The 23,298-nt window shown below is 40.6% G+C and carries 25 protein-coding genes and 1 pseudogene; 17 read left to right on the top strand and 9 right to left on the bottom strand.

Features of this window, described 5'->3' with window-relative positions; genetic code table 11:
- Position 1 precedes the first annotated feature (1 nt).
- Positions 2-640 carry a ComF family protein gene (locus F933_RS06935; protein WP_005059739.1) on the bottom strand — a complete coding sequence of 213 codons (639 nt, stop codon included), beginning with the start codon at positions 638-640 and terminating at the stop codon, positions 2-4.
- The gene (gene recG / locus F933_RS06930; protein WP_005059738.1) at positions 633-2,678 is read right to left on the bottom strand and encodes an ATP-dependent DNA helicase RecG; all 2,046 of its coding nucleotides are present in this window, start codon (positions 2,676-2,678) and stop codon (positions 633-635) included. The genes F933_RS06935 and recG overlap by 8 nt, the downstream gene beginning before the upstream one ends.
- 18 nt (positions 2,679-2,696) lie before the next feature.
- Between recG and F933_RS06925 the strand changes: the two genes are divergently transcribed.
- Positions 2,697-3,515, top strand: coding sequence for an NAD-dependent epimerase/dehydratase family protein (locus F933_RS06925; RefSeq protein WP_005059737.1), 819 nt, complete (start codon positions 2,697-2,699; stop codon positions 3,513-3,515).
- 124 nt (positions 3,516-3,639) lie between these two features.
- The gene (locus F933_RS06920) at positions 3,640-4,620 is read left to right on the top strand and encodes a putative solute-binding protein (protein ID WP_005059736.1); all 981 of its coding nucleotides are present in this window, start codon (positions 3,640-3,642) and stop codon (positions 4,618-4,620) included.
- 44 nt (positions 4,621-4,664) lie between these two features.
- On the opposite strand, the gene plsB is transcribed toward F933_RS06920, so the two are convergent.
- Positions 4,665-7,220 carry a glycerol-3-phosphate 1-O-acyltransferase PlsB gene (plsB, locus tag F933_RS06915; protein ID WP_005059735.1) on the bottom strand — a complete coding sequence of 852 codons (2,556 nt, stop codon included), beginning with the start codon at positions 7,218-7,220 and terminating at the stop codon, positions 4,665-4,667.
- A gap of 330 nt (positions 7,221-7,550) precedes the next feature.
- On the opposite strand from plsB, the gene F933_RS06910 reads away from it, so the two are divergent.
- The 3 genes from F933_RS06910 to F933_RS06900 all read left to right on the top strand — a co-directional run bounded on the left by F933_RS06910 (position 7,551) and on the right by F933_RS06900 (position 10,484).
- Entirely contained in the window at positions 7,551-8,423 is an 873-nt protein-coding gene (locus tag F933_RS06910; protein WP_005059734.1) for an acyl-CoA thioesterase, read from the top strand.
- 41 nt (positions 8,424-8,464) lie between these two features.
- Positions 8,465-9,124: a helix-hairpin-helix domain-containing protein gene (locus F933_RS06905; protein WP_005059732.1), complete on the top strand. Its 660-nt coding sequence runs from the start codon at positions 8,465-8,467 to the stop codon at positions 9,122-9,124.
- A gap of 118 nt (positions 9,125-9,242) precedes the next feature.
- The gene (locus F933_RS06900) at positions 9,243-10,484 is read left to right on the top strand and encodes a dicarboxylate/amino acid:cation symporter (RefSeq protein WP_005059730.1); all 1,242 of its coding nucleotides are present in this window, start codon (positions 9,243-9,245) and stop codon (positions 10,482-10,484) included.
- A 66-nt stretch (positions 10,485-10,550) separates the two neighbouring features.
- On the opposite strand, the gene F933_RS06895 is transcribed toward F933_RS06900, so the two are convergent.
- From F933_RS06895 to F933_RS06870, 6 genes are all read right to left on the bottom strand, one after another.
- Positions 10,551-11,495, bottom strand: coding sequence for a metal-dependent hydrolase (locus tag F933_RS06895; protein WP_005059729.1), 945 nt, complete (start codon positions 11,493-11,495; stop codon positions 10,551-10,553).
- Between the two features lie 129 nt (positions 11,496-11,624).
- Positions 11,625-12,401: a ribosome biogenesis GTP-binding protein YihA/YsxC gene (gene yihA / locus F933_RS06890; protein ID WP_005059726.1), complete on the bottom strand. Its 777-nt coding sequence runs from the start codon at positions 12,399-12,401 to the stop codon at positions 11,625-11,627.
- An 84-nt stretch (positions 12,402-12,485) separates the two neighbouring features.
- The gene (locus F933_RS06885) at positions 12,486-12,938 is read right to left on the bottom strand and encodes an RrF2 family transcriptional regulator (protein WP_005052043.1); all 453 of its coding nucleotides are present in this window, start codon (positions 12,936-12,938) and stop codon (positions 12,486-12,488) included.
- Positions 12,939-13,016: 78 nt separating this feature from the next.
- On the bottom strand, positions 13,017-14,228 hold the full coding sequence (hmpA, locus tag F933_RS06880; RefSeq protein WP_005059724.1) for an NO-inducible flavohemoprotein: 1,212 nt from the start codon (positions 14,226-14,228) through the stop codon (positions 13,017-13,019).
- Between the two features lie 141 nt (positions 14,229-14,369).
- Entirely contained in the window at positions 14,370-15,920 is a 1,551-nt protein-coding gene (locus tag F933_RS06875; protein ID WP_005059722.1) for a helicase HerA-like domain-containing protein, read from the bottom strand.
- Positions 15,921-15,938: 18 nt separating this feature from the next.
- On the bottom strand, positions 15,939-17,132 hold the full coding sequence (locus F933_RS06870; protein WP_005059721.1) for a PLP-dependent transferase: 1,194 nt from the start codon (positions 17,130-17,132) through the stop codon (positions 15,939-15,941).
- 167 nt (positions 17,133-17,299) lie between these two features.
- Between F933_RS06870 and F933_RS06865 the strand changes: the two genes are divergently transcribed.
- The 12 genes and pseudogenes from F933_RS06865 (at position 17,300) to rpsQ (ending at position 23,284) form a co-directional block, all read left to right on the top strand.
- On the top strand, positions 17,300-18,028 hold the full coding sequence (locus tag F933_RS06865) for a type 1 glutamine amidotransferase (RefSeq protein WP_005059719.1): 729 nt from the start codon (positions 17,300-17,302) through the stop codon (positions 18,026-18,028).
- A 227-nt stretch (positions 18,029-18,255) separates the two neighbouring features.
- Positions 18,256-18,567 (top strand): 30S ribosomal protein S10, encoded by a 312-nt coding sequence (gene rpsJ / locus F933_RS06860; protein ID WP_000070912.1) that lies wholly within the window; start codon positions 18,256-18,258, stop codon positions 18,565-18,567.
- 59 nt (positions 18,568-18,626) lie between these two features.
- Positions 18,627-19,265, top strand: coding sequence for a 50S ribosomal protein L3 (gene rplC, locus F933_RS06855; protein WP_005059711.1), 639 nt, complete (start codon positions 18,627-18,629; stop codon positions 19,263-19,265).
- Between the two features lie 11 nt (positions 19,266-19,276).
- On the top strand, positions 19,277-19,879 hold the full coding sequence (gene rplD, locus F933_RS06850; protein WP_004804113.1) for a 50S ribosomal protein L4: 603 nt from the start codon (positions 19,277-19,279) through the stop codon (positions 19,877-19,879).
- Positions 19,876-20,196, top strand: coding sequence for a 50S ribosomal protein L23 (rplW, locus tag F933_RS06845; protein ID WP_005052035.1), 321 nt, complete (start codon positions 19,876-19,878; stop codon positions 20,194-20,196). The genes rplD and rplW overlap by 4 nt, the downstream gene beginning before the upstream one ends.
- Before the next feature lie 11 nt (positions 20,197-20,207).
- The gene (gene rplB / locus F933_RS06840) at positions 20,208-21,032 is read left to right on the top strand and encodes a 50S ribosomal protein L2 (protein ID WP_005052033.1); all 825 of its coding nucleotides are present in this window, start codon (positions 20,208-20,210) and stop codon (positions 21,030-21,032) included.
- 13 nt (positions 21,033-21,045) lie between these two features.
- Complete coding sequence (gene rpsS, locus F933_RS06835; RefSeq protein WP_004985338.1) at positions 21,046-21,321, top strand: 30S ribosomal protein S19; 276 nt, start codon at positions 21,046-21,048, stop codon at positions 21,319-21,321.
- A gap of 11 nt (positions 21,322-21,332) precedes the next feature.
- Positions 21,333-21,662: a 50S ribosomal protein L22 gene (gene rplV, locus F933_RS06830; RefSeq protein WP_004672999.1), complete on the top strand. Its 330-nt coding sequence runs from the start codon at positions 21,333-21,335 to the stop codon at positions 21,660-21,662.
- Position 21,663: 1 nt separating this feature from the next.
- Positions 21,664-22,480 (top strand): annotated as a pseudogene (gene rpsC, locus F933_RS06825) (30S ribosomal protein S3).
- Positions 22,420-22,833: a 50S ribosomal protein L16 gene (gene rplP / locus F933_RS06820; protein ID WP_004657678.1), complete on the top strand. Its 414-nt coding sequence runs from the start codon at positions 22,420-22,422 to the stop codon at positions 22,831-22,833. The pseudogene rpsC and the gene rplP overlap by 61 nt, the downstream one beginning before the upstream one ends.
- On the top strand, positions 22,833-23,030 hold the full coding sequence (gene rpmC / locus F933_RS06815) for a 50S ribosomal protein L29 (RefSeq protein ID WP_000849927.1): 198 nt from the start codon (positions 22,833-22,835) through the stop codon (positions 23,028-23,030). Before rplP ends, rpmC begins: the two co-directional genes overlap by 1 nt.
- Positions 23,027-23,284 (top strand): 30S ribosomal protein S17, encoded by a 258-nt coding sequence (gene rpsQ / locus F933_RS06810; protein WP_004641057.1) that lies wholly within the window; start codon positions 23,027-23,029, stop codon positions 23,282-23,284. The genes rpmC and rpsQ overlap by 4 nt, the downstream gene beginning before the upstream one ends.
- The last annotated feature ends 14 nt before the right edge of the window (positions 23,285-23,298 follow it).

Below are 23,298 nucleotides of genomic sequence, written 5' to 3'. Positions count from 1 at the left end.
ATCACTTTTGATTGCGAGCGGCTGCTAAACATAAACTATAAATTTGTTGGCAACCGAGCTGTTCTAAGACTTGCGACAGAGCGCTAATCGAACTACCCGTAGTAATAACATCATCTACGATCAGTACTTTGCGGTAACGTATTTTCTGTGTTGAATCAGCTATAAATTGTTGTTCGATATTTTCTAATCTCTCTACGCGGGATAAGCCTTTTTGCGAGTGCTGTGCTAAACGCTGTACGGGTTGCCAAATAGGAATATGCAAATTTTTACTCAGTTCTTGAGCAAGTAATAAGCTTTGATTAAATCCTCTTTCTACTAAGCGATCAGTTGAGATAGGCATGGGTACAATCGCATGAACTTTTGGAAGTTTGAGTTGCAATAAAAGTCCACTCAATAGCCTTTGGTGATGAAGTTTTTGCTCGTATTTAAATTGCTGAATAATGCGATCAATTGGATGTTCATAATGACATGCAACCAAAATCTGTTGTTGATTGCGTTGGATAGATTGCTTTAACCACGGCAATTGCTGCCAGCAACTTTGGCAAATCCCATGGTGTTTCTTCATCCCAATGTCGCAAAGATTACACGGGGTGAAGTAATCAAAAAGCTGACGAGTACCCATCCTTAGGTTTTTAAACATAAGCATACCTTGGTGCTTCAGGTAACCAGCGCTTTAACAAACCATCGGCATGTTGAGGATAATCTTTGAGAATTTGTTCAGCGACATAATGTGCTTGAGTGAGCAAATGGTCATCACGTTCTAAACGAGCTACACGAAAACCCATATCACCAGTTTGTTTGGTGCCCAAGAGTTCGCCCGGACCACGTATTTCTAGATCTTTTTCAGCAATCACGAAGCCATCATTACTTTCACGTAAAATAGAAAGCCGTTCCTGACCATTCTGAGATAAAGGTACTTTGTATAGTAGAGCACAAAAGCTAGCAGTTGCACCTCGACCAACGCGACCACGTAACTGATGTAGTTGCGAAAGCCCTAAACGTTCTGCATTTTCAATCACCATGATGGATGCATTTGGAACGTCTACGCCAACCTCAATTACTGTCGTAGCAATTAAGAGCTGTAATTGATTATCTTTAAACGCTTGCATCACTGCTTGCTTTTCATCTGCCTTCATTTTGCCATGCACTAGACCAATATTGATATCTGGAAAGCGCTCTTTAATTTCCTGATAGGTGGCTTCAGCAGCTTGAGCATCTAAGGTTTCGGACTGCTCTACGAGTGTGCATACCCAATACGCCTGTTTACCTTCTCTGCAGTTGGTTGCGATACGTTGTAGAACTTGTTCACGACGATCTAATGGAATAGTCACCGTTTGAATCGGGGTACGTCCTGGAGGAAGTTCATCAATAATGGATGTATCTAAGTCACCATATGCACTCATCGCGAGGGTGCGAGGGATAGGCGTTGCGGTCATCACCAGTTGGTGTGGAGTAAATTGATCTACCCCTTTATTTCTGAGGGCAAGGCGCTGATCAACGCCAAAACGATGTTGTTCATCAATAATAACCAAACCAAGTTTTGAGAATTCAACATTGTCTTGAAAGAGGGCGTGTGTTCCAACAATCAGTTGAGCATGACCCTGTTTAATTAATTGTTCCGCCTGCGCACGCGCTTTGCCTTGTTGCCTGCCAGACAGCCAAGCAACCTCAATCCCTAGTGGCTCAAACCAACGTTTAAAATTGAGATAATGTTGTTCTGCTAGGATTTCAGTCGGTGCCATCAGAGCGACTTGCCAGTCGGCTTCAAGCGCATGACAGGCTGCAACTGCTGCAACCAAGGTTTTACCTGCACCGACATCACCTTGAACTAAACGCAACATGGGTTGATCTTGTTTCAGATCGTTTAATATTTCTTTAGATACTCGTTTTTGTGCATGAGTCATTTGAAAAGGCAAAGCATCAAGTAATGCTTTGGCTAAGATTTTACTGCTTGTAAATTTGGGTGCTGCAATTTGGCGAATGTAAGCACGACGTGTTAATAAACTAATTTGATGCGCAACCAATTCTTCAAAAATCAAACGCTGCTGAGCAGGATGTGAACCTTGATTGAGCTGTAGCATATTTGCATCGACAGGTGGTTCGTGGATGTAATGCAGCGCTTCTTTTAATTCATAACCATTACTATATTTGCTCGGTAATAATTCAGGTAAATCATCACTATGATGCTGAAGGGCTTGGCGAACATATTCACGTAATTTAGGTTGGGTAAGACCTTCTGTGCTTGGGTAAATTGCGGTCAGTTGAGTTTTCGGTAAAGGCGTATGTTGTTGGATCACTTGGATTTCAGGATGATACAGTTCTAAACCACGTGCGCCAACGCGAACTTCACCAAAGATTCGAAGCTGTTGTCCGATTTTGATACGATCTGTTAAACCTTTATAAATATGATAAAAACGTAAGGTGACTTTGCCAAAATCATCTTGTAACAAAGCTGCAAGCGATTTCTTTTTACCAGGAGGAAAATCGACTGATCGTACTTCTCCTTCGATCAGATAGCTTCGTCCAACAACCAACTGATTCATTGGAATAATAGTGCTACGATCTTCATAGTCACGAGGGAGATGAAATAACAAATCATCCGTGCTAAAAATATGAAGCTTTTCTAATAAAGTCGTTGCGGCTGCGCCAACGCCTTGTAATTGCTGGACTGAAGTCATTTGTGATCAGGAATATGAATGCATATTTTATTTATTGGTTATGGTAAAACATCTCAACGAGTTGCTAAACATTTATTTGAGCAAGGACACCACATTAGCACAATAAGTCGTAGCGAAAAAACAGATTGTTACGCGACTCATTATATGCAGGATATTCACAAGCTTGATTTATCGAAATTAAATCCTATTGACGTGGTTTATGTCATTTTAGCCCCAAAACAAAGTGGTATAGATGCTTATCAGCACACCTATTTAGATGGTATTGAGCCTATTGTTAAAGCTTTAAAACTACACCCTGTAAGGCGGATTATTGTTGTTTCTTCGACTCGGGTGTATGGTGAAAATGCTGGAGAGCGGATTGATGATGAATCAGTAATCAAACCAATCGATGAACAAGGTCATATACTTCGAAAAATGGAGTTACTTTGGCAGTCATATTATCCTGAGCAAACGATTATCATCAGACCGACGGGAATTTATGGCACTTCAATTCTAAGATTAAAAAAACTTGCCGAACAAACTCAAAATTATCCCGCCATTCATTTTAGTAATCGTATCCATATTGATGATCTTGCAAAATTTCTAGCGTTATTGCCTGAGTTGGAAAAAGCGCAAAAAAGTTATATTGTAAGTAATAATGCACCGTTACCTATGCATGAAATTCTTTTGTGGTTTCAACAACAATTGAAGTTGCCACTTCTGCAATTGGCATCTCGACAGCGTACAGGCAAACAGATTTATGCGACTCGATTGCTGAGTACAGGTTTTAGATTTGACCATTTGATTTGCTTTAATGACTATGCAGCAGGGCTCGCCGTACATAGTAATGAAAAATAATTAGATTAAACTGCAATAAAGTTTAAATAGTTGGTATGGATTTTGATGTTTAAATACCAACAGATTCCGTTAAGGAACTGCCAGATTGTGCACATGATTTGCACTGAGGCATCAAGGGTTGTCTATGAGAAAAATAATTTACGTACTATTACTGAGTTTTATAACAACTGTAACATGGGCTGGAGAACAAACGTGGTGTGTATTTGATCCATTGAGTTCACAAGGTGATATTAGTCGTCGTCTGCAAGATATTCGTTTGCATGCATTACAAAATCAAGTTCAACTTAAATTTCAATTTTTCAAAAATGAAAAAGAAGCCATTCGTGCATTTGATCAAAAAAAATGTTCTGGATTAGCCGCATCCAATTTTAATACCTACCGTTATAACCACTTTATGGGGAGTACGGGTGGAATAGGTTTGATTTCGAATAACCGTGTTGCACGACTATTTTTGCAGCTTTTTACCAATACTAATGTTGAGAAACGCTTAATTAGTCAGGAATATGAAGTGGTTGGGATGATTCCAATTGGCACGGCATACATGATTATGAATACGCAACAGATCAATAAGGTATCGCAACTCAAGAATAAACGAATAGGTATTCTAGAGGATAATCCCCCACAACAAGCCCTAGTTCAAAGTGTGGCTGCAAAAGCTGTGTATGTTGATTTTTCTACGGCAGTTGATTCTTTTAAGCAAAAGAAAATCGATATTTTAGCCGCACCTGCTTATGGTGTATTGCCATATAACTTAAAAAAGGAGTTTGGTGAGTCAACTCAAGTTGTCAATTTTCCGGTGGCCTATTTCGCCGTTAATATCGTGATTCGTCCTCAAGCTTATCCAAATGGTTTTGGACATCAGATTAGAACGTGGTTTGTGAAAAATAGTAATGGTTTAGCAGCACAGGCGATTCAATGGGAAAATCATTTACCTGCTTATTATTGGGCAGATATTTCTGGTTTTGAAAAGCAAGGATATGAAGCTTTAGTCGCAAAAATTCGTAACCGTTATATCGACTCTGGTTATTATGATGCTTATTTTGCGGAATTGATTAAACGGTTGAGATGTTTAGATGATCCAAAATATTTTGAGTGTCGTCGATAGTGAGAATGTAAATACAAAAAAGGCAACCGAAGTTGCCTTTTTTATTAAGCCTTTTTACGCTTTAAGCGGCGTTTGGCTTGTTGAGATGCCATCGCCTCTAAAGCAGTTGCAAGTTCCTCATCGCTGAACGTCGTGATGTGTTGCAACATTTGTAATGTTGTTTCATCAAGTACCAACTGAGCACCCGCCGCCATTTCACTAAAGTTGTCATCATATTCAATGAAACCCTGTTCATTATTACGGATATAGTTTTGCTGTGTGAGAACTTTAATAAAGCTCTGGAATAATGACTTATCGAAGAATTCAGGTGAATTAAACTCATAAAGTACAGATAAGCGTTGACCTAATAAGTGGCTCAACTCTTCAACTTGTTTGGTTGAAATATTGCCAGAACCACGCTGCGTAATGAGTGCAAGCGTCATGTAATAACGCTCTAAGCTTTGTTTGACTGGCATCGCCAAGGTTAAAAGCTTCTGATGCTCTTCACTATTTGGTGTTGGGCTGAATAAATTACCATCATGATCTTGGAAAATTAAGCCGATATTCACAAGTGCATCAATGTAGGTATTAATATGCTGTTGTAATTCAGAAGGTTGCCATTTCATAAAGAGCTCAGCTCTTAAAAATGGATATAAGGTGCGAATAACGTTACTCAAATCTGTTTTATGGATTTTACCGTTATGCTCAACCAGTGAAGCTACCAATGAAGGCAGAACAAAAGCATGCAAGATATTGTTGCGGAAATAAGTGAGCAAGACTGCTTGATTATCTTCAATTGCAATAATATCGCCTAGTACATGTTGTACACGTTTAATCAGTTTAAGCTTTAAACCGTAAGCGATAATTTCTTTACCAGATAAAGATGTAACTTCTGTACGCTCATCATAAGGATGTTGCGTTACAAGATCACGATAGATATCTAGCTGCTTCGCACAAATTTCTTCATCGAGCGTGTGTTTTGGTGTCGCTAGTAAAATTAAAGAAAGTAACGATACAGGATTAATCACCACTGCTCGGTTTATATTTTCTAAAATCAGATGGGCAGAGCTTGATACGACTTTCGAAATTTCAGCTGGAATAGGCGCATCATTTTTTTCGATGTGAATTTTATCAGCATTGTGTTGCTTCAAAATATCATCAAGGAAAACAGGTTCGCCAAAATTTACATGGACTTTACCGAAAATACGTTCGATTTTGCGTAAAGTTTTGACGATGCCGAAAATAGACTCTGCTTCTTTAGGCTTACCTTGCATTTCACCGACATAAGTCGAACCTTCCATGAGGCGTTCATAACCAATATAGGTCGGTAAGAATACGATTGGCTTTGCTCGCCCACGTAAATGCCCATGTATGGTCATTGCCAACATGCCTGTTTTAGGTGGTAAAAGACGGCCAGTACGTGAGCGTCCACCTTCGATGAAATATTCAATCGGGGTGTTACGCGATAAAATACTATACAAATATTCTTTGAAGACAGAGGTATAAAGTGCATTGCCGCGGAATGAGCGGCGGATAAAGAAAGCACCACCACCACGTAATAGCTGACCCACAAATGGTAAGTTCAGGTTATCACCCGCAGCAATATAGGGAATCATCAACCCGCGTTTATAAATCACATAAGACAATAATAAATAGTCGATATGGCTACGGTGGCAAGGTGTATAAATAATTTCGTAGTCTTTGGCAAGCTCGCGGACAGTACTAAAGTTATGTACTTCTACACCATCATATAACTGTGTCCATAATCGTGTTAATGCCATATCAGCAAAACGTACTGCTGAAGCAGAATAGTCTGAAACGATCTCATTGACATAACCAATGGCACGGCGTTCAGCTTCTAACATGCTAATTTTATTTTGTATGCTTTCACGACGGATAGCATCTTGTACATCGCGAGCTTTCACCACTGACTGCATGACGTTGCGACGATCTGATAAATCTGGTCCCAAAACGACTTCACGTTGTTGGTCTAAATAAGTATCGAGTGAGCTGGCAATGTAGGTTGCTGGTGAGATATTAGGGTGGTTGGTCTTGGCATAATCTACCAATTCACGTAATGACTGAGCTTCGTGAAATTCTAAATAAGATTGGCGACCATGTAGTCCAATATTCACTAATTGTTTTACAGTGCCAGGCGTTGCCCATGTATCAGAGAATAAAAGCTTAAACCATGAGTCCTCTTTATCAGGTGAACGTCCCCAAAGAACGGTCACAGGCACCAGTTCAACTTCCACTTCAGGATTTTGTTCTAATGCTTCAATGAGCTGTAAAAGACGAGGGGGAAAAGTTTGTGTATTAAAAAAATTATTTTCGTTTTGATGTAAAAATAGAACTGAGTTTTTTTCTTGATAAGTACCAAAACTCATTGGGTCTAAAGCCGGCTTTAAATGAAGACGACGGGTTTCTCCATCAACCACAAGCGCATTACTTCGAGAGTAATTTTGTAATACATAGCAAATCAATTTATTTGAATCTGTTGTATTCTGCTCTACTGCGGTGGATTCTGTAGGAACTTCACCAAGAACATGTGGGGTTACCACAAGGTCAAGTAACTTACTCGAAAGTTGACGATACATTTGACCAAATCCAGTCTTGGACATTACAAACTCCTAAATAATAATCCTGACGTATAGTCATGATGAACACGACATTCTGCTGTATTCTGACATGAAACGGTATGTTATTTTCTGACAAAATATAGCGTATTTGGTAGATTTTATCGTTAAAAATCGTATTTTTAGCGGGTATATATATAAATTAATGTGACGGACGAATCATTTTATCCTGAGCATATTTATTGGAATTTGTGGCACAATCAATTCAGGCTGTTTCTGTCTGTCAATATTATTGCCCTGACTTCGCTGCGTACTTTGAGTAAATTTTCGTTTGCTCAAGTGAATCTCTCCTCATTGCTGCTGGATGGTTATTACATGAATGCTTTGACTCAAGAACTTGTCGAACTTTTGACCTTAGAAAGAATAGAAAACAATATTTTCAGAGGTAATAGCCGTAACTTGGTCGGTAAGCGTGTATTCGGCGGACAAGTTTTAGGACAAGCATTACGAGCAGCCTCATATACAACGAATCGTCCTGCACATTCTTTACATGCTTATTTTTTGTATGGTGGTGATGTTGATGCGCCAATCATTTATGAAGTTGATTCTTTAAGAGATGGTAAAAGCTTTGCTAGTCGTCAGGTTCGTGCGATTCAACATGGTCGAATTATTTTTTCGGCGATGGTATCTTTTGCCAATCCAGAAGAAGGCTTAAATTATCAACACAAAGAGCCAGAATATCCTGCTCCTGAAAACTTAAAATCTGAAAAAGAATTAAAAGAAAGTATTATTAACTTCGTTCCAGAAAATGTTCGTGCCAGTTTTATGCGTGAACGTCATGTGGAAATTCGACCAATTCAGGCGGTAAATCCGTTTCAACCACAACCTGAAGCACCATTTTATGCGCACTACATTCGTACGCATGATCAAATCCCGCAGAATATTGATGAAATATCGCTACATCAGGCAATTGTTGCATTTTATTCTGATTTTACCTTGATGACGACAGCTTTACGTCCACATGGACTATCGTGGATATCACCTAATTTACAGTGCGCAAGTATTGATCATACGATTTATTTCCATCGCCCGCTGCGTGCAGATGAATGGATGTTATACGATATGGAAGCAACCATTAGCGCAAGTTCGCGCGGTTTGAACTTTGGCAAAATGTGGCAAAATGGCCAGCTGGTTTGCAGCACCGTTCAAGAAGGTTTGATTCGGCTCAGAGAAATAGAAACGCAGTAATGAAAAATAATTAAATAAAATGGTCAATAGGTGAGTTTGCTGTGCTGAAAAGTTCAAAGTTAAGATTGTCGCCAACTCACCTATTGATGATGACCGCCAGCCTAGGATTGGCGCTATCCAGTTGTTCAGATGATGCATCTACCTCACAAGAATATCAACAAGCCTGTTATGGCGTCCCCTTGCTTACAATAGAACAGCGCAATCAGGCATTGGAAGATGGCTATGCGATTAATCAACAATATAAATGTATTGATATAAACTCATATCGTGCCATGCAAGAAGCTAAAGCACAAAGAGAGATCGCGAGGTCTCCAGAAGCGTTAGCACGAAAAAAAGCTGAAGATGAGGCACACGATGTTCGAAATGCTAAACAACGTGAAGCAAGGCAAGCAGAGAAAGATGCTAAGCGAGCTTTACGTTATGAATTACGTTTAGTGGAAATTAATAGTGCCTCAGCCGCTGAGTTAGCAAAAGTGTGTAGTATTCGTGAGGAAACAGCCGACAAAATTGTTAAAGAGCGTATAAATGTTGGGCTATTTAAGGATTGGGCTGATGTTATTCATAGAGTAATTGCATTGAGTTCAGCACAAAATGTTCTTTATGCTTCGACCTGTGGCTTAGTCGTTAATGGTGCCAGCTTTGATGGTGTGCCAGCAAATGAAGAAACTGCGCAGATTATCTTTCAAAAATATCTCCGTTGAACATACGCTAGCTAAGTAAATCATGATGTTTTTATTATAAGGTTGTGACAAAAAATTGCTCGATTCTTAAAAACTCACATGCGATAGTACTGCTAAGAGAAAACTTTTATTAATCAGTATGAATTTAAATACTCAGATTTTAATTGCCGCAGTATTGGGGCTTGCATTCGGACTTTTATTGACCGCTTACCCTGAAACAATTTTTGCCGCAAATAGCTTATATGGTTTAGGTATTTTAAGTAGTATTTTTATCGGCTTGTTAAAAATGCTTTTAATCCCACTTATCTTTAGCTCGATTGTCGTGGGTGTTTCAAATTTACAAGCGGGCGGGCAATTTGGACGGGTTTGGAAAATTACAGCTCTGAGTTGTGTTACAACCACGACTTTAGCGCTGATTATAGGACTTACTTGTGCTCATATTTTTGAGGTGGGAAAGGGTGTTGATATCAGTATCTTTCAAGCCGACATGCAAAGTCATCAATCGCCAGATACACTCACGCCTTCAAGCTTTTTAACCAATTTTATTCAAAATACACTGATTAATCCATTTAAAGCCTTTAGTGAGGGGAATGTCCTCGCCGTTGTTGTATTTGCACTCTTTTTAGGTGTTGCATTGGTCAAAGGCGGTGAGCGCTTTAATGTGGTACGCCAAATTAGTCAGCAATTTTTTGAAATTATGATGATGCTAGTCGGTTGGGTAATGAAACTCGCACCTATTGGTATTTTTGCTTTATTGGCTAAGCTCATTGCGACTGAGGATCTCTCGGTTTTAAGTCGATTGGCAGAATTTGCAGTGGTCGTTACAGGAACAACTATTTTTCATGGTGTTGTGGTTCTACCTGCATTGCTATGGGTATTTGGAAGAATGAATCCGATTACGTTCTTTCGAGGGGCGAGAACTGCATTGGTGACAGCTTTTGCAACCAGTTCAAGTTCAGCCACGATGCCATTAAGTATGAAGTGTGCTCAAGAAAATTTAGGGGTGCGTCCTCAAACAGCAGGTTTTGTTATACCTTTGGGCACGCAATTGAATATGGATGGTACTGCGCTGTATGAAGCAGCCGCAGCTTTGTTTATTGCGAATTTGATGGGCCTGGAATTAAGTCTGACACAGCAAATTATTGTGTGTTTAACAGCAATGATCGCATCACTGGGAGCGCCGGGTATTCCAAGTGCAGGTATGGTGACCATGATTATGGTTTTACAATCTGTTGGTTTACCTGCGGAAGCGATTGCAATTTTACTGCCGATTGATCGGTTATTGGATACGGTACGTACCGTGGTCAATGTCCAAGGGGATATGATGATTAGTGTAGTGGTTGATCGTTATGCTAAAAAAGCAGAAACTGAGTTGAGCTGATTAATATACCAATTTAAAAAACAAAAAAGCAGGAATGAACTCCTGCTTTTTTGTTGCAAATTTCAGTTATGCTGCTGGCTGTAATGCGCGTTTAGCGGCAGGTGAATTATTCAAATAGTTCACCGCGTCTTGGGTATTACCTTCTTTCACAGGATCATACCAAGGCATTAAGTAGTCAATTTGCTGTGCTACCAACCAAATTGGATTTGGTAGAACTTGATCGTCTTTGCGTCCTTGCTTATACCATTCCAACCATACCCATGGTTTGAGTACACTTGGTTTTTTATCTGCGAAACGAGGGTCTTGACTCATTATGTGAGCAGCGCCATCAACCCATAAGCCAAGTACTAGAACGATTACCGCAACGCTCAGGTAGTAACGTGCGATATAGCTACCACCTAAATGACGATAAAGATCAAATGCAACGGTACGATGTTCGATTTCTTCAGAGCCATGCCATTTAATTAGATCAATCATTTCAGGATCTGCGCCGAGTTCTTCCCAGCGTTTATTGTATAGCGCATATTTACCAAGCACACAGGTCATGTGTTCTACGGTTGCAATCACACCTAGGCGAAACAAATCCCATTGATGTTCTAAAAATTTAGGAACTTCTTTATCAAAAGGTTTATCAGCCAGTGCTTTAGTAAACAAGAAATCCATAATATCGAGATTACGTTGAATATCGATATTACGTTGACTTAGATACTCTTTGTTTGCAGAAGTGTGTGCTACCGCATGCATTGCTTCCTGACGAATAAAAGCTTGAACATCTTCTTTTAATTTTTCATCGGTAATTTCAGGCAGAACTTTGTTGTACAAACGGCAAAACCAAAATTCACCAGCAGGTAAAATATTGTTAATTTCATTAATAAAATAGCTGGCAAAAGGTTGGTTTGGAATCCAATCTACTGGCGTTTTTTCCCAGTCAAATTTTACTTTGCGTGGGAGGATTTTATAGTCAATCGAAGAACCAAGAACTTTGTTCTTCACAAATGATAGTAATTTCATCGTTTAGTCCTAATCGATAGTGCAATGAACCAACACTAAGCAGTATATGTAAACTACCTAGTGTTTGTGTTTAGCAATTCGGGACAATTAAAAATTATTTTATGCATCAAGTTGCAAAAAATGCATTATTTATTCTTCAGTGTCAGTTTCTGATGCTTCTGGGATCTGCGTTAAATCAAATTCACTTGGTTGATCGAGTGTGAAATTCAGGCGACCACCCATAACACTTGCTAATTCTTCTAAACCAATTTTATTCAATGAAGAAAACAGTTGAATTGAAAAATCGAGTTTCATTTTTTTCAATTGTTGTTTGACATCAAGTAATGTTTTATTGGCAGGGCCACGATTGAGTTTATCTGCTTTGGTTAAAAGAATATGCACAAATAAATGACGAGAATGGGCCCATTCCAACATCATCAAGTCAAAATGTTGTAAAGGATGGCGAATATCCATCAATAGCACTAAGCCTTGTAAGCTTTGACGATGAATCAAATAATTTTCTAGCTCTTTTTGCCATACAATTTTCATTGCTTCAGGTACAGCGGCGTAACCGTAGCCAGGTAAATCGACTAAGCGTTGATCGGGGTTGCCCAAGCTAAAAAAGTTGATCATTTGTGTACGACCAGGTCTTTTTGATGCACGTGCCAATTGTTTTTGATTGGTCAAGGCATTGATAGCACTTGATTTCCCTGCATTAGAACGACCTGCAAAAGCAATTTCATAGCCAGTATCTTCTACGCACAAAGCCAGTTTTGGCGCACTCATCAGAAACTCAGCTTGGCGTAGCCAATTTAAAGACTGTACTGCATATGCGGTTAATGCAGGATCGGTCTTTTTTTCATAACTGATCTTTTCTTTAGGTGCGAGTTTGGCTTTGGTGTCTTTCGATTTTTCACTGCGACGCATAGAAGCTTACTTTTGAATAGAAATAGCAACGACCATTATAAAGGATGTGAGGCGTTCGTGCGAATCCTCATCTGTATGCGATCTTTAAGCTTTCTGAACGATTTCTAAAAAATTAATATTTGAGTGTGTAGATGAAGGCAAAATACCATGCTGTACTACTTCACCAAGTGTATATTGGTCAAGACTTTGATAAAAGCATTCTAAAGCCTGATCTAAAAGTCCTTTCAGACCACAGTGCGAACGCAAAACACAAGGGGGGGTATTGCATTCTACAATTTGATGGTTGCCTTGTAAGATACGAACAATTTCACCTAATTTCAGTTTTTTGGCCTCTGGATTTAAACGAAGACCGCCACCTTTCCCTCGAATGGTCACAATCCATTGTTGTTTGCCCATGAAATGAACAATTTTCACTAAGTGGTTTTGGGAGACATGCAAGTCTTGAGCGATATCTGCAATCGTATAGGGTACATCACTCGGACGAGCGACATACATTAGAATTCTGAGCGCATAATCAGTAAACTTATTGAGTTGCATGGGTTTCACTCAATCTATTGCTATAAATAGAAAGGGCTAGTCTAACATAGACTAGCCCTATGCAAAACGCAGCGCTGATTAGCTGAGTTTTACGCCACCTGTACCAAATGCTTCGCTATGAATATTTTCAGCAGGAATACCACGAGCAACTAAGGCTTTATGCTGTTCTGCCATAAATGGCATTGGACCACATAAATAATAGTCAGCATGGGCAGGTAATAGTGCGGCATCGATGCTGCTTAAATCTAAACGTCCAGCAATATCGTAGTCTTCGCCTAATACATCTTCTGCATGAGGGAACTCATAAGCAGTGAATGTACTCAGACGTGGATATTTTGCTTTTAGCTCATGAATATGCTTTTTCATGGCATGCACTTGGCTGCTACGACAAGCATGAATAAAGCTAACAGGTTGTGGCATATCCAAAGTTACTAACTGGTTCAGCATTGCAATCATTGGTGTTAATCCTACACCACCACTGATAAAGACATTACGCTTACTGCTATCGATCAAATAGAAATTACCTGTTGGTGCAGACACTTCAATTTCAGAGCCTTCAGCTAAGCCATGTAGAGTGCTAGATACCCAACCACTCGCTAACTCGCCTTTTTCATCTTCGCGTTTTACCGAGATACGCAGGTAATCTGACTGTGGACAAGTCGAAAGTGTATATTGGCGTGGCTGTCTTAAACCAAGTTCCTCAACAAATACACGAATTGATATGTATTGACCTGCTTCATATTTCGGTAAGTCGCCACCATCAATAGGGGCTAGATAGAACGAGGTAATCTCATCACTTTCTATGACCTTCTTGGCAATTTTGAAATTACGCCAACCTAGCCAACTCCCTTGAGTTTGTTGGTGTTGATCATAAATAGCTTTTTCAGTGCTGATAAATAGGTCTGCTAATTGACCATAAGCGGCAGCCCATGCGCCAATCAATGGATCTTCCATTGAAATGTTCAAGACCTCACTAATCGAGTGTAAGAGGTTTTCACCAACGATGCCGTAATCTGGGGATTGAATATTTAAGCTCACATGCTTATGCGCAATCATTTCAACCACAGGCAAAAGCACAGAAGGGTCTTCGATATTTTCTGCATACGCCAACACCGCCCCCGCAAGCGCTTGAGCTTGAGCACCACTGCGTTGATGACCCATGTTAAAAGTTTCTTTTAATTCAGGGTTATTACCTAACATGCGGTTATAAAAATAACCAGTAAGTGCAACACCATTTTCACGCAATACAGGAACAGTGGCTTTTACTAGGTCAATTTGCTGTGGAGTCATGCTTGATCTCTCTTGGCTATCATTTATAAGATGTATTTAAAATACATCTTATAGGGTGTATTTGCAATGCATATTTAAATAAAAACCATAAAAAAATTAAGGGATAATTTATTATCCCTTAATTTACAAAGAAGCATGAGGTTATTTTTTACCGAATAATGAACCGAGTAAGCCACGCACAATTTTTTGCCCAGTACTGCCACCTAAGCTGCGTGCAGCGCTCTTAGCAAAAGTTCCCACAATATCCTGCGTTAGTTTCTCTCGATCTCGCTGCGCTTTTTCTGCTGCTTTTTGTTGCTCTTTAGCAAATCGCTCTTGTTCTTTCGCCTGTTGCTTGGCTAAAGCGTCTTGTTCTTTACTTTGTTGTTTTGCTAACTCATCCGCTTGTTTTTGTTGAGACTGCTGCAATACTTTTTGTTGAAGGCGTTCATAGGCGCTATCTCGATCAACAGCTTGATCATAGACACCAGCAACTATGCTTTGCGCAATTAAGACTTGACGCTCTTGTGGTGTGATTGGCGTAAAAGATGAATAAGGAGGCATGACCCAACCACGCTCTACAATTTGTGGTGTCCCTTGTTCGTCTAGGCAACTAATCAAAGCTTCACCGACGGCAAGTTCGGTAATGGCTTGGTCGACTTTAAATTCTGGATTGGCACGGAAAGTATCCGCTGCGGTTTTAACTGCCTTTTGATCTTTTGGTGTAAATGCACGTAGTGCATGTTGCACACGATTCCCCAATTGTCCTAGTACGCTTTCGGGAAGATCGAGTGGATTCTGGGTGATGAAATAGATTCCGACACCTTTCGAGCGAATCAACCGAACCACTTGTTCAATCTTTTGTTGCAAAGCAGGGCTGGCATTATCAAATAGTAAATGCGCTTCATCGAAGAAGAATACCAACTTTGGCTTATCCATATCGCCGACTTCAGGTAACTGTTCAAATAGTTCTGACATCATCCAAAGTAAGAATGTTGCATATAACTTTGGCGTATTCATCAATTTGTCAGCAGCTAAGATGTTAATATAGCCATGACCATTGGTGTCAGTCTGAATGAAATCAAGAATATTAAGACTTGGTTCACCGAAGAACTGTTCACCACCTTGATCTGCCAATGCCAATAAATTGCGTTGAATTGCTCCAAGGCTGGCAGGAGAGAGGTTGCCATATTCTGCCTTTAAATCAGAAGCATTTTCGCTGACATAGGTCAGCATTGCTTTTAAATCTTTAAAGTCAATTAATAATAAACCTTGATCATCGGCAACACGGAATACTGCTGAAAGCACGCCTTCTTGTGTGTCATTCAGATTGAGCATTTGGGCTAATAATAAAGGACCAATTTCAGAAATCGTAGTGCGAATAGGGTGACCTTGCTCACCAAATAAATCCCAAAAAATCACAGGAGACGCTGCAAAAGGAATCGCGTCTAATTGCAGGCTTTTCAGGCGTTCATCAAATTTGGGGTTGTTGGCACCGGGTTTGGCGAGACTAGAGACATCACCTTTAGCATCGGCTAGAAATACTGGCACGCCAAGCCGAGAAAAGCTTTCTGCTAGTACTTTTAGGGTAACTGTTTTACCCGTACCAGTTGCACCAGCAATCAAGCCATGTCTATTTGCAAATTGTGAATGTAAAACAATATCTTGTGTTGTGTCTGTGGTTTTTTTTGCAATAATAATTGGTGTACTCATTCTTCACCTATTTTAGTTTCATTCGATCTGTTTTAATGCGTTTTGAATATCTTGAATTAAATCTTCTGGATGTTCTAGTCCTATGCAGAAGCGAACCAATAATCCTTGTTGTAAATGTGTATTTTCCAGTGAGCGCATTTGTTTGAGGTCATACAGCATTGCTAGGCTGATTGGGCCGCCCCAGCTGAATCCCAATTTAAAAAGGCTGAGGCTGTCGCAGAATTTTTGAATCGCAGCGAGATCATATTCGGGTTTGAAAATAACACTGACTAAGCCTGCACTTTTTCCAGTGGTACAAATTTCTGACCAAAATGAGTGACCTGCGGAATCTGCATGGCTTGGATGTAAGACTTGGCTGAAATGCGGTTGTTGTTGTAACCAATCCAGTAGAGTGACTGCGCTTTTGGATTGTTGATCATAGCGCAGTGACATATGCGCCAAACTGCGTTGGATTTGTGCAGTATCATCACCCGAAACTGAAATGCCTTGAATCGCATGCATGCGATATAGCTTGTGATGGAGTTGTTGATCGCGAGTAACCACTGAGCCCATCAGAATATCGCCGCCTCCGCTTGGATACTTGGTCAGTGCATGTACGGTTATATCAACGCTGAGATGTTCATTAGAAAAATCAAATGCATTGAAAGCCAGTCCTGCACCCCATGTATTATCTAGTGCAGTGAGCATATTGGCTTGTTGTGCTTTTTTAACTAAGTTTTTTAAATCAGGAAACTCTAGCGTGACAGATCCTGCTGCTTCTAACCAAATCAGTTTCGCTTTTTCTGTAGGTTGAAAACTGTTGGCATCAATCGGATTATAAATTTTAACTTGAATGCCATACCGAGCTTGTAAATTGTTTAAATGTTCAAGGTTGGGTCCATAAATATTGTCCGCTACCCAGACTTCATCTCCTGAGTTTAATACTGCACTATTCACTAAAGTAATCGCAGATAAACCACTTGGTGCAAGTAAGCAATATGTTCCTCCTTCAATTTGAGCAATATTATCGGCTAAGGTAAAAGTGGTGGGCGTGCCATGTGTACCATAACTATAATCATAAGCATCAGTCCAATGACGATCAAAAAGGTGCGATGTTGATTTGAAAATGATTGTTGATGCACGGAATAAGGGAGGTTGTACTGTTTCGATGTATTGAGGTGCTTTTCGTGGTGCATGGATCAATTGAGTTTGAGTTTTTTTATGTGCTGTCATGGGGCAAAATTAAATTGAAATAATAATTTAGGTTAAGAGAAAATCACAAAAGCTGCTAGTTATTTGGATGTTTTGTACAGAATCGTTACAGATAAAATAAAAAATAAAAAACTGGCTTTATTTTTGCAAAGACTAGATATCATTCTAACGATAATAGGTTTTAGCGCATGAAGTCGCATTTAAGAGTGCATTATTTTCAGCACATTGCCGGTGAGGGTTTTGGAAGTTGTTATAATTTTTTAAAGGCTCATAAAGCAAAAATAACGGCAACAGAGTTTTTTGCATTACCTGTTGATTTGCCGCTCGAATTGGAGGCGCTTCCAAGAGTAGATGAAGTAGATCTGCTGATTATTATGGGTGGCACCATGAGTGTGAATGATGAAGCAAATTATCCTTGGTTAAAGTTAGAAAAACGATGGTTGCGTCGTTATTTGGCGGCAGGAAAACCTGCAATTGGTTTATGTCTGGGTGGTCAGTTAATTGCTAATGCATTAGGAGCAGCAGTAAGCCGTAATACTTACCAAGAACTTGGGTGGATGGATGTAGGACGAGCTTCACATATCCCTGAGAATTATTTTCAGATTCCAGAAAAAATAAATATTATGCAATGGCATAGTGAAACTTTTGAAATTCCAAGAGGGGGTGTTCGCTTAGCGGAAAACGATGTTTGTAGAAATCAACTTTATCAAATCGGTCGAAATGTTTTAGGCTTTCAATTTCACCCAGAAATCACACCGCATGCTTTGCAGCTTTTAATCGAAAATGAAGAAGATATGGCCGTTTTCAATGGTCAGTATGTACAACCCATATCAGATCTAAAAAAATCAATACAAGCTAAATTTGAGCAGGGCAATCAACTGTTAAATCGAGCGATCGAATATGTGGTGAATGCTTGAGCAAAGATAAAAACAAAAAAATAAAATCAAGAATTGCATAAGACTTAAACAATCGTTATAATGAGCGACCCTCAAATGGAGGGCGTTTACTACGAAGAAAGTAGTAAATGCATTACAGTCGTGGCATCGATCATGACCTTAGTGATTTTCACTGCCCTTGACACTTGCCGAAAAGGTGAGGTGCGTCATGGGTGATTCTTTATATATTTGGCTTGGAGTTTACTGGTATGTCTAACCAGAGAATTCGTATCCGTTTGAAGTCTTTTGATCATCGCCTGATTGATCAATCTGCTCAAGAGATCGTAGAAACCGCTAAGCGTACTGGCGCACAAGTGTGTGGTCCAATCCCGATGCCTACTCGCATCGAACGCTTCAACGTTCTTACTTCACCACACGTCAACAAAGACGCTCGTGACCAGTATGAAATCCGCACTTATAAACGCTTGATCGATATCGTTCAACCAACAGATAAAACTGTTGATGCATTGATGAAGTTAGATCTTGCTGCTGGTGTAGATGTTCAGATCGCTTTGGGTTAAGGCTTTCGGTTAATTAACGATTTAAGTTAATTAGGCCGCTTTTTTAGAGGTTTATGCACATGGCTATTGGTTTAGTCGGTCGCAAATGTGGTATGACTCGCATCTTTACAGATGCTGGTGTATCTGTACCTGTTACAGTTATCGAAGTCGATCCAAACCGCATTACGCAAATCAAAACACTTGAAACTGATGGTTATCAAGCAATTCAAGTAACTACTGGTGAACGTCGTGAATCACGCGTAACTAACGCTCAGAAAGGTCACTTTGCGAAAGCAGGTGTTGCAGCTGGTCGTTTGGTTAAAGAGTTCCGTGTTACTGAAGCTGAGCTTGAAGGTCGTGAAGTTGGTGCTTCTATCGGTGTTGACATGTTCACAGTGGGTCAAATTGTTGACGTAACTGGTCAGTCTAAAGGTAAAGGTTTCCAAGGTGGTGTTAAGCGTTGGAACTTCCGTACGCAAGATGCTACACATGGTAACTCTGTATCTCACCGTGTATTAGGTTCTACAGGTCAAAACCAAACTCCTGGTCGCGTGTTCAAAGGCAAAAAAATGGCTGGTCACTTAGGTGATGAACGCGTAACAGTTCAAGGTCTTGAAATTGTATCTATTGACGCTGAACGTTCTGTTTTAGTTGTTAAAGGTGCTATTCCTGGTTCAACTGGCGGTGACGTTATTGTGCGTCCTACCATTAAGGCCTGAGGGGAAATACTGTGAATTTAAAAACTGTTTCCGGCTCTGCTGTTGAATTGTCTGAAGTTGCTTTCGGACGTGAATTTAACGAAGCTCTTGTACACCAAGTTGTTACAGCTTATTTAGCTGGTGGTCGTCAAGGTACTCGTGCTCACAAATCACGTGCAGATGTTTCTGGCGGTGGTAAAAAACCATTCCGTCAAAAAGGTACTGGTCGCGCTCGTGCGGGTTCTATTCGTAGCCCAATCTGGGTAGGTGGTGGTAAAACTTTTGCTGCTCGCCCACAAGATTGGTCTCAAAAAGTAAACCGTAAAATGTATCGCGGTGCAATGCAATGTATCTTAGCTGAACTTGTTCGCCAAGATCGTCTTGTATTAGTTGAAGAGTTTGCTGTTGCAGCTCCAAAAACTAAAGACTTGCTTGCAAAACTTACAGACTTGAATGCAACTCGTGCTTTGATTATTACAGATGCTGTTGATGAGAACTTGTATCTTGCAGCGCGCAACCTTCCACACGTAGATGTGGTAGATGCAACTGCTATTGATCCAGTTAGCTTGATCGCATTCGACAAAGTTGTAATGTCTGTTGCTGCTGCTAAGAAAATTGAGGTAGAACTCGGATGAACAACGAACGTATCTATCAAGTCCTTCAAGGACCAGTATTCTCAGAAAAAGCACAAGTTTTAGGTGATACTGCTGGTGTTCAAGTTTTTAAAGTAGATATTAATGCTACTAAACTTGAAATCAAAAAAGCAGTTGAAAAACTCTTTGGTGTTGAAGTTGTTAAAGTAAATACAACGATCACTAAAGGTAAAACTAAGCGCTTTGGTAAAACATTAGGACGTCGTTCTGATGTGAAAAAAGCATACGTCACCCTGAAAGCTGGCCAAGATGTTGAAATGGCTGACTTGGGCGATACCGCTGAAAACGCAGCGGAATAAGGACGAGAATTATGCCAATTCAAAAATGTAAGCCAACGTCTCCAGGACGTCGCTTTGTAGAGAAAGTGGTTCATGACCATCTTCACAAAGGCGCGCCTTATGCTCCGTTGGTAGAAGCTAAAAAACGTACTGGTGGTCGTAATAATAACGGTCACATTACTACGCGTCACGTAGGTGGTGGTCATAAACAAAACTACCGTATCGTTGACTTTAAGCGTAATAAAGATGGTATTCCAGCGACTGTAGAGCGTATTGAATACGATCCTAACCGTACAGCACATATTGCACTTGTATTGTATGCTGATGGTGAGCGTCGTTATATTATTGCGCCTAAAGGTTTACGTGCGGGTGATAAAGTTCAATCTGGTAACGATGCTCCAATTCGTCCAGGTAACTGTTTACCACTTCGTAACATGCCTATCGGTTCTACGCTTCATAACATTGAACTTAAAATCGGTAAAGGTGCTCAAATCGCACGTTCTGCTGGTACTTCGGTTCAGTTGTTAGGTCGTGATGGTTCTTACGCAATCATTCGCTTACGTTCAGGTGAAATGCGTAAAGTACACGTTGAATGCCGTGCTGTAATTGGTGAAGTATCTAACCAAGAAAGCAACCTTCGTTCATTGGGTAAAGCTGGTGCTGCGCGCTGGCGTGGTGTTCGTCCTACCGTTCGTGGTATGGCGATGAACCCAGTTGACCATCCACACGGTGGTGGTGAAGGACGTAGTAAAGGTATCCAACCTGTAAGTCCATGGGGTCAAAAGGCTAAAGGGTACAAGACACGTACCAATAAGCGTACGACTAAGATGATTATTCGCGACCGTCGCGTCAAGTAAAGGAATCTGAATAATGCCTCGTTCATTAAAAAAAGGTCCATTCGTCGACGCGCACTTGTTCGCTAAGGTTGAAGCTGCTGTTGCTGCTAACAACCGTAAGCCGATCAAGACATGGTCTCGTCGTTCAATGATCCTGCCAGATTTTGTTGGTTTAACAATTTCTGTTCACAATGGTCGTAACCACGTTCCAGTAATCATTACTGAGCACATGGTTGGACATAAGCTTGGTGAATTCGCACCAACTCGTACCTATCGTGGTCACGGTGTTGATAAGAAGTCTAAACGTTAATAGGTGCTATGATGGAAGTAACTGCAAAATTACGCGGTGCCGCTATCTCGGCACAAAAAGCACGTTTAGTTGCTGATTTGATCCGTGGTAAATCGATTGCGCGCGCGCTTGATATTTTGAATTTCAGTAATAAGAAAGCAGCTGTGCTTGTTAAAAAAGCACTAGAGTCTGCTATCGCAAATGCTGAACACAATAACAGCTTAGATGTTGATGACCTTAAAGTAACTACGATTTACGTTGATGAAGGTGTAAGCCTTAAACGTATTATGCCACGCGCTAAAGGCCGTGCAGATCGTATTACTAAGCGTACTTGTCACATCACCGTTAAGGTAGGGGTTTGATATGGGTCAGAAGGTTCATCCAATCGGTATCCGCCTAGGTGTTGTGAAACGTCATAACGCTAACTGGTATGCGAGTCCGAAACAATACGCTGAATATTTGCTTAAAGATCTTCAAGTTCGTGAGTTTTTATTGAAAAAACTTAAGAATGCGATGGTGAGCAATATTCTTATCGAACGTCCTACAGGTGCTGCTAAAGTAACAATTAGCACTGCTCGTCCAGGTATCGTTATTGGTAAGAAAGGCGAAGACATTGAGAAATTACAGCGCGAACTCACCAATATTATGGGTGTTCCAGCGCAAGTTAGCATCAATGAAATTGATCGCCCTGACTTAGACGCGCGTCTAGTTGCTGAAGCAATCGCTTCTCAATTAGAAAAGCGTGTAATGTTCCGTCGTGCTATGAAGCGTGCGGTACAAAACACAATGCGTGCTGGTGCTAAGGGTATCAAAGTTGAGGTTTCTGGTCGTTTAGGCGGTGCAGAGATTGCTCGTACAGAATGGTATCGTGAAGGTCGTGTACCTTTGCATACGCTTCGTGCGGACATCGACTATGCAACTATGCGTGCTGAAACAACTTACGGTACGATCGGTGTTAAAGTTTGGATTTTCCGTGGTGAGATCTTAGGTGGCATGAAACAAGTCATGAACCCTGCTCCTGCTGAAGATCGTCCAGCTAAACGTGGTCGTGGTCGTGGTGAAGGTCAAGAGCGTCGTGGTCGTCGCGGTGACCGTGCTGCTGACAAGGGAGAATAATCCATGTTGCAACCTAAACGTACCAAATTCCGTAAAGTGCACAAAGGCCGTAACACTGGTCTAGCGCACCGTGGTAGTACAGTATCATTTGGTTCGATTGCGATTAAAGCGACTGAACGTGGTCGTATGACTGCGCGTCAGATCGAAGCTGCACGTCGTACCATTAGCCGTCGTATTAAACGTGGTGGTAAAATCTTTATCCGCGTATTCCCAGACAAACCAATTACCGAAAAACCATTAGAAGTTCGTATGGGTAAAGGTAAAGGTAGTGTGGAATACTGGGTTTGCCAGATTCAGCCAGGTAAGATCCTGTACGAAATTGAAGGTGTGAGCGATGAGTTGGCGCGCGAAGCATTTGCTTTAGCTGCTGCTAAACTTCCGTTTAAAACCACTATCGTGACTCGGACGGTAATGTAATGAAAACTAAAGATCTACGTGAAAAATCGGTAGAAGAGTTGAAAGCTTTGCTTGATGAGCAACAGCTTAACCAATTCCGTCTTCGTATGGCAAAAGCAACTGGTCAATTAGGCAAATCGCATGAAGTGCAAATTGCTCGTAAGACAATTGCTCGTATCAAGACACTCCTTACCGAAAAACAGGGGAACGGACAATGAGTGAAAAAACAGTCCGCACGTTAACCGGCAAAGTCGTAAGCGACAAAATGGACAAGTCTATTGTTGTGCTTATTGAACGCCGCGTTCAACACCCGTTGTATGGCAAATCAATCCGCCGTTCAACTAAATTACACGCTCATGATGAGAACAATGTTGCTAAAACCGGCGACTTGGTAACCATCAAAGAAAGCCGCCCAATTTCTAAAACTAAAGCTTGGACTTTAGTGGAAGTAGTTGAAGCTGCTGCTGAGTAATTAGACGTTCTTGT

This window comes from Acinetobacter beijerinckii CIP 110307, from assembly GCF_000369005.1.
Taxonomy (GTDB): Bacteria; Pseudomonadota; Gammaproteobacteria; order Pseudomonadales; family Moraxellaceae; genus Acinetobacter; species Acinetobacter beijerinckii.
The sequence above is the reverse complement of the archived record's forward strand: the minus strand, read 5'-3'. Positions and strand labels throughout refer to the sequence as shown.